The sequence below is a fragment of the Burkholderia pulmonis genome, from assembly GCF_984667975.1.
In genome coordinates this window covers 1217434-1229509 of the sequence record NZ_OZ480188.1, presented here as the reverse complement: position 1 = coordinate 1229509, position 12076 = coordinate 1217434, and the positions used below count along the sequence as shown (strand labels likewise).

Genomic DNA, 12076 nt, shown 5'->3' with positions numbered 1-12076 from the left:
AGGGGTCTGTAGCTCAGTCGGTTAGAGCACCGTCTTGATAAGGCGGGGGTCGTTGGTTCGAATCCAACCAGACCCACCACCGTCTTATCTGGCGGTACACCCTGAGGAAACCTGTACATGGGGGCATAGCTCAGCTGGGAGAGCACCTGCTTTGCAAGCAGGGGGTCGTCGGTTCGATCCCGTCTGCCTCCACCAATCTTCAATGACAAGCGTTCGAACGAAGCGATGTTCGAGTCTTTGTCATTGGCGATTGAGCCAGTCAGAGTGATATGAGTAACACCATATCGGCTGTCGTTCTTTAACAATCTGGAAGAAGTAAGTAATTTGGATAGCGGAAGCGTCTATGAGATGGACGTGAAAACTATCCGGGTTGTGATTGTATCGATGTATCTCAAGATGATTCGGGTCTACTCCCTTCGGGAGTGGGGCCAGCGTAAGCGCTAAAGCGCTAACGCCGGACCGACATCAATTGGAATACGGCACAAATGCGAGAACTCAACCTGTAGCGACTGTAGCGTCGAAAGATGAGACAGACTCGTTATAGGGTCAAGCGAACAAGTGCATGTGGTGGATGCCTTGGCGATCACAGGCGATGAAGGACGCGGTAGCCTGCGAAAAGCTACGGGGAGCTGGCAAACAAGCTTTGATCCGTAGATGTCCGAATGGGGAAACCCACTCCTTTTGGAGTATCCATGGCTGAATACATAGGCCATGTGAAGCGAACGCGGTGAACTGAAACATCTAAGTAACCGCAGGAAAAGAAATCAACCGAGATTCCCAAAGTAGTGGCGAGCGAAATGGGATGAGCCTTGCACTCTTTATTTGTATTGTTAGCCGAACGCTCTGGAAAGTGCGGCCATAGCGGGTGATAGCCCCGTAGGCGAAAACAGTATGAAAGAACTAGGTGTGCGACAAGTAGGGCGGGACACGTGAAATCCTGTCTGAAGATGGGGGGACCATCCTCCAAGGCTAAATACTCGTGATCGACCGATAGTGAACCAGTACCGTGAGGGAAAGGTGAAAAGAACCCCGGGAGGGGAGTGAAATAGATCCTGAAACCGCATGCATACAAACAGTCGGAGCCTCGAAAGGGGTGACGGCGTACCTTTTGTATAATGGGTCAGCGACTTACGTTCAGTAGCAAGCTTAACCGTATAGGGCAGGCGTAGCGAAAGCGAGTCCGAATAGGGCGTTCAGTTGCTGGGCGTAGACCCGAAACCAAGTGATCTATCCATGGCCAGGATGAAGGTGCGGTAACACGTACTGGAGGTCCGAACCCACTAACGTTGAAAAGTTAGGGGATGAGCTGTGGATAGGGGTGAAAGGCTAAACAAACTTGGAAATAGCTGGTTCTCTCCGAAAACTATTTAGGTAGTGCCTCGTGTCTCACCTTCGGGGGTAGAGCACTGTCATGGTTGGGGGGTCTATTGCAGATTACCCCGCCATAGCAAACTCCGAATACCGAAGAGTGCAATCACGGGAGACAGACATCGGGTGCTAACGTCCGGTGTCAAGAGGGAAACAACCCAGACCGCCAGCTAAGGTCCCCAAATATAGCTAAGTGGGAAACGAAGTGGGAAGGCTAAAACAGTCAGGAGGTTGGCTTAGAAGCAGCCATCCTTTAAAGAAAGCGTAATAGCTCACTGATCGAGTCGTCCTGCGCGGAAGATGTAACGGGGCTAAGCTATATACCGAAGCTGCGGATGCGTGCTTTGCACGCATGGTAGGAGAGCGTTCCGTAAGCCTGCGAAGGTGCGTTGAAAAGCGTGCTGGAGGTATCGGAAGTGCGAATGCTGACATGAGTAGCGATAAAGGGGGTGAAAGGCCCCCTCGCCGTAAGCCCAAGGTTTCCTACGCAACGTTCATCGGCGTAGGGTGAGTCGGCCCCTAAGGCGAGGCAGAAATGCGTAGCTGATGGGAAGCAGGTCAATATTCCTGCACCATTGTTAAATGCGATGGGGGGACGGATCGCGGAAGGTTGTCCGGGTGTTGGAAGTCCCGGTCGCTGCATTGGAGAAGGCACTTAGGCAAATCCGGGTGCGGAATTCAAGGGTGTGGCGCGAGCTTCTTAGGAAGCGAAGCAATTGGAAGTGGTTCCAAGAAAAGCCTCTAAGCTTCAGTTTAACAATGACCGTACCGCAAACCGACACAGGTGGGCGAGATGAGTATTCTAAGGCGCTTGAGAGAACTCGGGAGAAGGAACTCGGCAAATTGGTACCGTAACTTCGGGATAAGGTACGCCCTTGTAGCTTGATGCCCCTGCGGGCAGAGGGTGAAGGGGTTGCAATAAACTGGTGGCTGCGACTGTTTAATAAAAACACAGCACTCTGCAAACACGAAAGTGGACGTATAGGGTGTGACGCCTGCCCGGTGCCGGAAGATTAAATGATGGGGTGCAAGCTCTTGATTGAAGTCCCGGTAAACGGCGGCCGTAACTATAACGGTCCTAAGGTAGCGAAATTCCTTGTCGGGTAAGTTCCGACCTGCACGAATGGCGTAACGATGGCCACACTGTCTCCTCCCGAGACTCAGCGAAGTTGAAGTGTTTGTGATGATGCAATCTACCCGCGGCTAGACGGAAAGACCCCATGAACCTTTACTGTAGCTTTGCATTGGACTTTGAACCGATCTGTGTAGGATAGGTGGGAGGCTATGAAACCGGAACGCTAGTTTCGGTGGAGCCGTCCTTGAAATACCACCCTGGTTTGTTTGAGGTTCTAACCTTGGCCCGTGATCCGGGTCGGGGACAGTGCATGGTAGGCAGTTTGACTGGGGCGGTCTCCTCCCAAAGCGTAACGGAGGAGTACGAAGGTACGCTAGGTACGGTCGGAAATCGTGCTGATAGTGCAATGGCATAAGCGTGCTTAACTGCGAGACCGACAAGTCGAGCAGGTGCGAAAGCAGGTCATAGTGATCCGGTGGTTCTGTATGGAAGGGCCATCGCTCAACGGATAAAAGGTACTCTGGGGATAACAGGCTGATACCGCCCAAGAGTTCATATCGACGGCGGTGTTTGGCACCTCGATGTCGGCTCATCTCATCCTGGGGCTGTAGCCGGTCCCAAGGGTATGGCTGTTCGCCATTTAAAGAGGTACGTGAGCTGGGTTTAAAACGTCGTGAGACAGTTTGGTCCCTATCTGCCGTGGGCGTTGGATATTTGAAGGGGGCTGCTCCTAGTACGAGAGGACCGGAGTGGACGAACCTCTGGTGTACCGGTTGTCACGCCAGTGGCATCGCCGGGTAGCTATGTTCGGAAGAGATAACCGCTGAAAGCATCTAAGCGGGAAACTCGCCTTAAGATGAGATATCCCTGGGGACTAGATCCCCTTGAAGGGTCGTTCGAGACCAGGACGTTGATAGGTCAGGTGTGTAAGCGCAGTAATGCGTTCAGCTAACTGATACTAATTGCCCGTAAGGCTTGATCCTATAACAAGTCTGTCTCGACAGTCGTTAGCGCTTCAGCGCTGTACGAATGTCGAGCATCGAGTGCGAGGCGCTCGATGTACTGCGGTTGAAGTACCGCATATGTGTGAGATACAACCTCACAACCCAACCAAATTACTGCTTCTTCCAAGATTGGTTGTGCTGCGAAGTCAGCACAACAACCCTCTTTGCCTGATGACCATAGCGAGTCGGTCCCACCCCTTCCCATCCCGAACAGGACCGTGAAACGACTCTACGCCGATGATAGTGCGGATTCCCGTGTGAAAGTAGGTAATCGTCAGGCTCCCTAAGCCAAGAACCCCCGCCCGAAAGGCGGGGGTTTTTGCATTGGTGCGACGGAAATGCGTGTGGAGCGGCCAAGCACAACGTGACCACCGCTGCGGCGCTGGGGACGTCGATTCAAGCTCCGTTCCAGAGCGATTCCCGGTCACCAGACACCACCAAAATCCCCTGACACGTCCTTCCACGGACTACAGCGATCCCCAGTCAGCCGACATCCGGCCGATGTCGCCGCATTCAGCGGTGATATTGTGATGGCCGATGATGAGCGACGTTCGTCGACAATGCTCGTAAAATGCCGTCTTCTGACGCAGCCATCCTGCTTGATCTACCCGTACTCCATCGTCCAGACGTGCCAGGCGAACGGCATCGACCCGTATCGCTCTCTGGTCTGACTGTTCACGAAGTTACCGCCCGCTGCCGCTGCTGACGACTGCACCGAGCCGATGCGCTGGGCCGTGCTTGCCGCCGACAATCTTTGATCAACGCTGTCAAAAGATCGTGCGCCGTTGCACATTTCCGTGGCGCGTCTTCGGCTCGAGCGTCTTGCCAGTGCCCGTGCACCTCTTCTCGGCAAAAAACGAAAATCTTCGCAGTTATCCTCTTGGGATCGTTCACGCAGTGTCAGCGGGAAGCGGTGCGGCGGAAATGGCGTCAGGCGGCATCGTCTGTCGCCACGAGCCCGTCTTACAGGGCCGGCTGCAACCCGTGCTTCCGTAGCCTGGCTGCGTCGAACCGTATTACCGCACCGCCGATTCGTTGAGCCGCAGATTTTTCACACACGCCACAATATTCGGTCGCGTGAAACGTCTTCAGATGCATGGAATCGCCACCCACTTCGCCCATGATGACCGACCCAGACCGCGACATCACAGCGACAGTGATGCGTGAACGAACGAGGCTAGTGAACTTCATCCGGCGCCGGATCCGCGACCCGGACGATGCCGAAGACATTCTGCAGGATGTGTTTCACGAGTTCGTGCAGGCTTATCGACTTCCTGCGCCGATCGAACAGGCGAGCGCGTGGCTTTTCCGTGCCGCGCGGAACCGCATCATCGACCGGTTTCGCAAAAAGAAGGAGCAACCGCTGGCCGACCTGTTCGAGGCCGAGGACGAAGCGAGCGGCGAGTATCGCCTCGACCTCGCGCTGCCGGCACACGATGCCGGCCCCGAAGCCCTCTACGCTCGCACGCTGGTGCTCAAGGCCTTGCAGGATGCGCTCGACGAATTGCCGCCGGATCAGCGTGAGGTCTTCATCGCGCATGAACTGGAGGGGCGCTCCTTCAAGGAGATGGCCGCGCAAAGCGGTATCGCACTGAATACCCTGCTCGCGCGCAAACGCTATGCGGTCCTGCATCTGCGCGCCCGACTGCAGCCCATTTATGACGAACTGGATATCTAGAGGAGTCGGCGAATGAATTTTCGAATCAGATGTGCGGGCAAGGCGCTGCTCGTGGTGGTCGCGATAGGTGTGCTCGGATGGGTCGTCATGATGCTCTGGAACTGGGTGATTCCGGCGCTATTCGTCGGCGCCCGGACGATCGACTTCGCCCGCGCGCTGGGCCTCCTCGTGTTGAGCCGCATTCTGTTCGGCGGCTTCCGCGGACACCACGGACACCGCGGCTGGCGCGGTCGGCGCCACTGGCGCAAGTGGGAAGCGATGACGCCCGAAGAGCGCGAGCGTTTTCGGGCCGCGTGGCGATCCGGTGCCAACCGTCCCGCGGGAGAGTGAACGTGCGCGAGAAATCAACGGCCGACTGCAAGCAGAAGCCGGGTGTGATTGTGCCGATCGTCGACCTGAAGCGCTGCGAAGGCAAGGGGGATTGCGTCACCGTTTGCCCGGAGAACGTGTTCGAGATCCGCCGCATCGACAGGGCCGATTACGCCGGACTCGATCTGATGCATCGCCTGAAACAGCGCGTGCATGGAATGAAAGTCGCCTATACGCCGAATGCGCACGCCTGCCGGTCATGCGGACTGTGCGTGACGGCGTGCCCCGAACGCGCGATCACGCTCTCCCGAAGGACATGACATCGCCCGGGTTCGTCGACGACAAGGCCATCGCGCAGGAAGCCTGACGGCCAGGGCCGCGGCCGGATACGTCGTTAGCCTCATCAATCTCAGCAAGGGATGCACATGGTTTCATCCACCAATGCTCTTCTGGAACGCCTTCATGAAGAGAGCCGGGCCGAAATCATCGCCCGTGCACGCAGGCAGTTCCAGGGCTCGGACGAGGTGTTCCTGACGCTCGGCGACGAATACGAGGCCCTTGCTCCCCGGTTGCGAGGGCGGTTTCTCGACATGCTCGGGCTGTCGAGCGAAGACTTCGCGTCGTCGGACGGCAGCCCGCTGTCGTTGGCCGTGTCGGCGGAAACGGGACGATTCCTGCGCAACATGGTGCTCTCGCAGCGGCCGGCCAGGATTCTCGAGCTCGGCAGTTCCTGTGGCGTGTCCACCCTGTATTTCGCCGAGGCGCTGCGGACGTTGGGCCGCGGCGTGGTCGTCGCGACCGAGTGCGATGCGCTCAAGTGCACGCATTTGCGCGATCACGTCAAAACAGCCGGCCTGGACGCGTATGTCGACGTGCGGGAGGGCGACGTATTCGAGACCGTCGCCGAGCTGGACGGGCCCTTCGACATGGTGTTCATCGACGTATGGGCCGATGTCTATCTGAAACTGTTCAGGCAGATCGAACCCCTGCTGCGCCCGGGATCGGTCGTACTGGCCGACAACATGTACACGGCCGAGGACGCCGTTCGACCATACAAGCGCTACCTCGACGACGATCCGCGGTTTTCGACCACGACGCTGGAATTCGAATCGGGGATCGAATTTACCGTCGTCGTTGCTTGAGTGGGGGGGCGTCGAAGGACGCCTGCCGCGGGATTCCCGGCTGAAGGAAGCGCACCGTCAAAGATCGATGTGGCCGCGCGAACGAAATCCGGAACAGCGCTCAGGTGTCCGCCCGGACACCTGATTTCCAGCCTTCAGCCCTTCGTCGAGCCAGCACATGGCAGCCTTCCGGGTATCCCGAAGGTCGTCGCCCGTTCATCAAGACGCCTCTCTGCGTTGCACAGGCAGTCGGCATGAGCGTCCGGCCTTGCAGAATCGACCGTGTCTTCTCCCGGCTCCGCAGTCTCGCCGATCTCCGATTCAAACTGGTCTGGCCAGTCAGGCCTTAAGTTCCCGCAACGGCTGTCGTTAAACAGACGTTGCCGCTTTTCGGCGACCCCATTCCAATAACGCAGTAACGGAGATCGAAGTCATCATGCTGTCCTCGATTCGTGCTCGGATACTGGCGACCTGCGTCGCCATCGTGGTGACGGCGCTGGCCGTGACAGGGGGCCTGGTCTATTACGTCGTCAAGAACCACAACGACGAGACCATCGACCAGAACCACAAGTCGATCCTCGCCGGCCACGCGCTGGCGATCAACGAATGGGTAGCCAGCAGGGGACGGGAAACCCAGGCACTCGCGGACACGATCGCGATCGGCGAAGGCGATCCGCTGCCGGCGTTGAAGCTGCTCGGCAAGTCGGGCGGCTTCGAGGTGCTGACGCTCGGCCTGCCGGACAAGACCGCATTCTCGAACGTCCCGCTCGCGCCCGGCTACGACCCGACCGCACGGCCCTGGTACAAGCAGGCCGTCAGCGCGGGCCAACTGGTCGTGACGGCACTCTACCGCGATGCGACGACGGGCAAGCCGGCGGTGGCGTTCGCGGTGCCCGTGGTGCGCGACGGTACCGTGAAGGGCGTGCTGGCTGCCAGCCTGTTCATGGAGAGCGTGAGCGCGATCGTCACCTCCGTTCACCCGACACCGGCGAGCTTCGCGTTCCTGGTCGACAAGAGCGGGCGCGTGATCGCGTCGGCCAAGACCGACCTGATCATGAAGCCTGCGACCGGCCTTTCGCCCGCGCTCGATGCCGATCACCTCGGCGCGCTGCAAACGGCGTCGGCCCCCGTCGCGGTCGACATCGACGGCGCCACCAAGCTGGTGCGCGCGCAACCGATCGCCGGCACCGACTGGTCGCTGGTGCTCGCGCTCGACAAGGGCGACGTGACGGCCGGCATGCGTGCGGTCGCGATGACGACGCTGGCGGCGATCCTGATCGTGGCCGTCATCGCGGCGGCGCTCGTCGGTGCGATGACGAACGCGGCCTTCAAACGCATTCTGCTGGTTCGCGATGCGCTCACGGACGTGTCGAGCGGCAGCGGCGACCTGACGAAACGCCTGCCTGCCGACGGCACGGACGAAGCCGCGCAGATCGCGCACGCATTCAACCTGTTCGCCGAAAAGATCAGCACGATCCTGCTGCAGATTCGCGAATTCAGCGAATCCGTCAACGTCGCGAGCGCCGAGATCGCGCAGGGCAACCAGGATCTGTCGAGCCGGACCGAACATGCGGCGTCGAGCCTGCAGGAAACGGCCGCCGCGCTTGAGGAAATTGCCGGCACGGCCCGCAACTCGGCCGATGCCGCAAGCCAGGTGAGCCGCCTGGCGGAATCCGCGTCGAATGTCGCGCTGCGCGGCGGCTCGGTCGTGAGCGAGGTCGTCTCGACGATGAACGACATCACGCAGGCGTCCGGCGAGATCGCCAACATCGTCGGCGTGATCGACGGCATCGCGTTCCAGACCAACATTCTCGCGTTGAACGCCGCCGTCGAGGCAGCGCGTGCGAACGAGCACGGCCGCGGCTTTGCGGTGGTCGCGGGTGAGGTGCGCGCACTCGCGCAGCGCAGCGCGCAGGCCGCCAAGGAGATCAAGCAGTTGATCCACTCGTCGGTCGAGAAGATCGAGGGGGGCTCCGGACTCGTCCAGACGGCCGGCGCGACGATGGATGAAATCGTCGAGGGCGTGCGCGGCATCACGGGCGTGATCGCCGAAATAACCGTCGCCGCGAAGGAACAGAGCACGGGGCTCGAGCAGGTGAATCAGGCCGTGTCGCAGCTCGACAATGCGACCCAGCAGAATGCGGCGCTCGTCGAGCAGTCGGCGGCCGCGGCGACGTTGCTGCGCGAACAGGCCGCCAGGCTCGCGCAGACGGTCGGCGAGTTCAAGCTCGAGGACAAGCGCGCATCGGTGTTGCAGCCCGCGTGACGAGGCGCGCTACCGGCTGCGCCCATCCGCGACACGGGTGGGCGCAGCATCCTTCACGTACGCCTTCGAGGTTGATGCACGCAGACGCGGCACCGCCTCCATCGACAGGCTGAAATGGACGTGACCCGCGACGGGTATCCGCCCTTCGATCCTGCAACGCATCGATAACGAGCGCGCCGGTTCCGGTTCCAGGTTGCCCGCGTTGGCGGGGAATTTCACGCGCACGTGAATGCCCGGACAGCCGGAATCGGGCGGGGCCTACATGACCTGCGATGCATGCCCGGCGACGACGCGCCAGCCGGCGGCCGAGCGGCGCCAGAGGCGCGTATAGGCAAACGTGCCGTCGAACGCCGCGCCATTGAAATGACCGGCGAGGGTTGCTCGCGTCGTGGTCAGGATCATCTCGTCGATCGCACATGCGTGCATGTCGTGGACGTCGAGTTTTTCCAGGCGCAGAAGCTTCGCGCGATGCGCGGCCAGATCGTCTTCCTTCGAGATGACCTGCCCGGCCGGGACGGTGAATATCAGCGCGTCGTCCAGCAGCGCGTCGAGCGCATCGACGTCGCTGGTCAGCATCGCTGCGCGAAGCGCGGCTTCGCAGGGTTCGATGACGGTACGGATTGCGTCCATGTCGGGTCCTCGCATGATCCTGGAAGAAGGGGGGTGTCGACATGCGGCGGCCAGCGACGCCTACCGCACGCTCGATAACACCTGACGCCGAATCAGCATCACCAGGCAGATGCCGATCGACGCGATGAAGTTGACGGCCGGATAGAACGCGACCGCCACATTCCACATACTCAGTGCCAGCAACGCCAGCGCGTACTTGAGCACGCACAGCGCGAAATAGGCGAGGCTCTCGCTCCACGGATCGCGGATCGTCTTGCGCACGGTCGGGCCGAGGCCGGCAAGCTCGATCAGCGTGACCAGGCAGATCGAGACCGTCGGATCGTCGGTCAGCATCCACAGCGGAATGGCCGACAGCGCCGCACACAGGAAAAACCAGTCGACGGGCGTCCAGCCGCGTTCGCCGCGAAACAGGCTGGCGACCAGCGTCAGGAAGCACGTGACGGCAATCGCCGCCGTGCACCATGCGGACGGCCCCGCGCCGGCCGCGAACTGGCCGGCCGCCGCGATCGCCGTGACGACCGACCACACGAGCCACGTGAACAGATGCGGGCGAACGGTGCGCCGGTAGATCGCAAGCGCGTACGGAATCGCCGCCAGCAAGGACACGGCAGTTCCGGCCACGCCAAAGATCGAAGCGGCTCCCTGATCGACACTCACCATCGACGCAACCTCGCTCGGATTTGCCGGCCAGTATGTGGTCTGACGGATCGGGGCGCAACGTCGGGTGCAGCGCGTCTCGCCGCGTGCCTGACGTGCGCATCGCGCCGGAGTGCCGCAGCGCCCGGACACCAACAAACGTTTCCGGGGTGGCCAGGCGGCAGGAAAACCCACTGCACGACGGTCGAATGGATAGAAATAACCTCTTCAGTGAGAAGAAAAACTGTTCTTTCAAATCTCTTTTTGATGACCGACAGTTTGCCAACCGGACGACGGCTGCGCAGCACGGCTGACATGCACTTCGGTCGTGCCTGCGGGCACTTTCGTCGGGTCGAATCCAGGTGGAGAACAACGCACAAGCGCCTGGTCGTCACAACGGAGTCTTGAATGAACCCAACTTCAGCAGAACCCCATCGGCACGCGGACTGGAGACGTCTCGCGGCGCAGGTCATCCCGAGAACGCTCGCGCATATCGGCGGCCGCAGCGTGCCGGCGCGAAGCGGCCGGACGTTCGCCACGATCAATCCGGCGACCGAAGCCGTCATCGCGGAAGTCGCGTCGTGCGACGCGCCGGACATCGACGACGCGGTGCGCGCCGCGCGCAGCGCGTTCGAATCCGGTGCCTGGTCGCGCTGCGCGCCGGCCGAGCGCAAGCGCGTGCTGTGCCGGCTCGGCGAACTCGTCGCAGCGCACGGCGAAGAGCTGGCGCTGCTCGATTCGCTCGACATGGGCAAGCGCGTTGCCGACGCGTTCAGTATCGACGTGCCGGCCGCAGGCGGCCTGTTCGGCTGGTACGGCGAAGCGGTCGACAAGCTGCATGGCGAAGTCGCGTCGACCGACCCCGGCAACCTCGCGGTCGTCACGCGCGAGCCGCTGGGCGTGGTCGGCGCGGTCGTGCCGTGGAATTTCCCGCTCGACATGGTTGCGTGGAAGGTGGCGCCGGCACTCGCGGCCGGCAACAGCGTCGTGCTGAAGCCGGCGGAACAATCGCCGCTGTCCGCGCTGCGTCTCGCGGAGCTGGCGCTCGAAGCCGGTTTGCCGCCCGGCGTGCTGAACGTCGTGCCGGGCTACGGCGAGACGGCGGGGCGCGCGCTCGGTCTGCATCCTGATGTCGACGTGCTCGCATTCACGGGATCGACGGCCGTCGGCAAGAAATTCCTCGAATACGCCGCGCAGTCGAACATGAAGCAGGTGTGGCTCGAGTGCGGCGGCAAGAGCCCGAACCTCGTCTTCGACGATACGGACGATCTCGACCTTGCCGCGCGCAAGGCGTGCTTCGGCATCTTCTTCAACCAGGGCGAGGTGTGTTCCGCGAACTCGCGGCTGCTGGTCCAGCGCTCGATCCACGACGCGTTCGTCGACCGGCTGATCTCGCATGCGGCCGCGTTCATGCCGGGCGATCCGCTCGACCCGGCGAGCGGGATGGGCGCCATTGTCGACGAACAGCAGCACCGGCGCGTGCGCGAATGGATCGCGCGCGGCCGCGACAGTGCGACGCTCGCGATCGGTGGCGGTGCCCCGCGTGTCGACGGGAAAGGTTACTTCATCGAGCCGACGATCTTCATCGACGTGAAGCATGACGATGCGATCGCCCGCGAGGAGATCTTCGGGCCCGTGCTGTCGGTGATGGCGTTCGACACCGAGGACGAGGCCGTCCGGCTCGCGAACGATTCGATCTACGGCCTCGCCGCGTCGGTGTGGACCGGCAGCCTGCGGCGCGCGCATCGCGTATCGGGCAGGCTGCGCGCCGGCACGGTGTCCGTGAATACCGTCGATGCGCTGAGCGCGCAGACGCCGTTCGGCGGGTTCCGCCAGTCGGGCTTCGGCCGCGACCTGTCGCTGCACGCGATCGACAAGTACACGGGACTGAAGACGACCTGGATCAGTTACTGATTCGATGCGGCAGGCCGCCAACGGCCGCGCCGCGCTATACGTCAACGCTTTTCATCCATACAACGAACCGGAGAC

At 61.1% G+C, this 12076-nt stretch carries 8 protein-coding genes, 2 tRNA genes and 2 rRNA genes; 10 read left to right on the top strand and 2 right to left on the bottom strand.

The window, feature by feature from the left end; translation table 11 throughout:
• Nucleotides 1-2: 2 nt before the first annotated feature.
• The 9 genes from AC5LXK_RS36990 to AC5LXK_RS36950 all read left to right on the top strand — a co-directional run bounded on the left by AC5LXK_RS36990 (nucleotide 3) and on the right by AC5LXK_RS36950 (nucleotide 8821).
• A tRNA-Ile gene (locus tag AC5LXK_RS36990) sits at nucleotides 3-79 on the top strand.
• Nucleotides 80-119: 40 nt separating this feature from the next.
• Nucleotides 120-195: transfer RNA gene (locus AC5LXK_RS36985), tRNA-Ala, on the top strand.
• A gap of 349 nt (nucleotides 196-544) precedes the next feature.
• Nucleotides 545-3426: ribosomal RNA gene (locus AC5LXK_RS36980) — 23S ribosomal RNA — on the top strand.
• Between the two features lie 188 nt (nucleotides 3427-3614).
• Nucleotides 3615-3727: ribosomal RNA gene (gene rrf, locus AC5LXK_RS36975) — 5S ribosomal RNA — on the top strand.
• 816 nt (nucleotides 3728-4543) lie between these two features.
• Nucleotides 4544-5125 (top strand): RNA polymerase sigma factor, encoded by a 582-nt coding sequence (locus AC5LXK_RS36970; RefSeq protein WP_493394572.1) that lies wholly within the window; start codon nucleotides 4544-4546, stop codon nucleotides 5123-5125.
• Nucleotides 5126-5137: 12 nt separating this feature from the next.
• Nucleotides 5138-5455: a hypothetical protein gene (locus AC5LXK_RS36965; protein ID WP_493394571.1), complete on the top strand. Its 318-nt coding sequence runs from the start codon at nucleotides 5138-5140 to the stop codon at nucleotides 5453-5455.
• A 2-nt stretch (nucleotides 5456-5457) separates the two neighbouring features.
• Nucleotides 5458-5754 (top strand): 4Fe-4S dicluster domain-containing protein, encoded by a 297-nt coding sequence (locus tag AC5LXK_RS36960; RefSeq protein ID WP_493394570.1) that lies wholly within the window; start codon nucleotides 5458-5460, stop codon nucleotides 5752-5754.
• 105 nt (nucleotides 5755-5859) lie between these two features.
• A complete protein-coding gene (locus tag AC5LXK_RS36955; RefSeq protein WP_493394569.1) occupies nucleotides 5860-6576 on the top strand; it encodes an O-methyltransferase in 717 nt (238 codons plus the stop codon).
• A 415-nt stretch (nucleotides 6577-6991) separates the two neighbouring features.
• The gene (locus tag AC5LXK_RS36950) at nucleotides 6992-8821 is read left to right on the top strand and encodes a methyl-accepting chemotaxis protein (protein ID WP_493394568.1); all 1830 of its coding nucleotides are present in this window, start codon (nucleotides 6992-6994) and stop codon (nucleotides 8819-8821) included.
• Between the two features lie 258 nt (nucleotides 8822-9079).
• Here the strand turns inward: AC5LXK_RS36950 and AC5LXK_RS36945 are convergent, their stop codons facing one another.
• Nucleotides 9080-9451, bottom strand: a complete 372-nt coding sequence (locus tag AC5LXK_RS36945) for a nuclear transport factor 2 family protein (protein ID WP_493394567.1) — start codon at nucleotides 9449-9451, stop codon at nucleotides 9080-9082.
• A 60-nt stretch (nucleotides 9452-9511) separates the two neighbouring features.
• Complete coding sequence (locus AC5LXK_RS36940; RefSeq protein ID WP_493394566.1) at nucleotides 9512-10111, bottom strand: hypothetical protein; 600 nt, start codon at nucleotides 10109-10111, stop codon at nucleotides 9512-9514.
• Nucleotides 10112-10495: 384 nt separating this feature from the next.
• On the opposite strand from AC5LXK_RS36940, the gene AC5LXK_RS36935 reads away from it, so the two are divergent.
• Nucleotides 10496-12001, top strand: coding sequence for an aldehyde dehydrogenase (locus AC5LXK_RS36935; protein WP_493394565.1), 1506 nt, complete (start codon nucleotides 10496-10498; stop codon nucleotides 11999-12001).
• The last annotated feature ends 75 nt before the right edge of the window (nucleotides 12002-12076 follow it).

Coding starts and splice junctions, on each gene's coding strand:
- AC5LXK_RS36935 (WP_493394565.1), top strand. CDS start 10,496: ATGAACCCAACTTCAGCAGAACCCCATCGGCACGCGGACTGGAGACGT.
- AC5LXK_RS36955 (WP_493394569.1), top strand. CDS start 5,860: ATGGTTTCATCCACCAATGCTCTTCTGGAACGCCTTCATGAAGAGAGC.
- AC5LXK_RS36940 (WP_493394566.1), bottom strand. CDS start 10,111: ATGGTGAGTGTCGATCAGGGAGCCGCTTCGATCTTTGGCGTGGCCGGA.
- AC5LXK_RS36965 (WP_493394571.1), top strand. CDS start 5,138: ATGAATTTTCGAATCAGATGTGCGGGCAAGGCGCTGCTCGTGGTGGTC.
- AC5LXK_RS36945 (WP_493394567.1), bottom strand. CDS start 9,451: ATGGACGCAATCCGTACCGTCATCGAACCCTGCGAAGCCGCGCTTCGC.
- AC5LXK_RS36950 (WP_493394568.1), top strand. CDS start 6,992: ATGCTGTCCTCGATTCGTGCTCGGATACTGGCGACCTGCGTCGCCATC.
- AC5LXK_RS36970 (WP_493394572.1), top strand. CDS start 4,544: ATGGAATCGCCACCCACTTCGCCCATGATGACCGACCCAGACCGCGAC.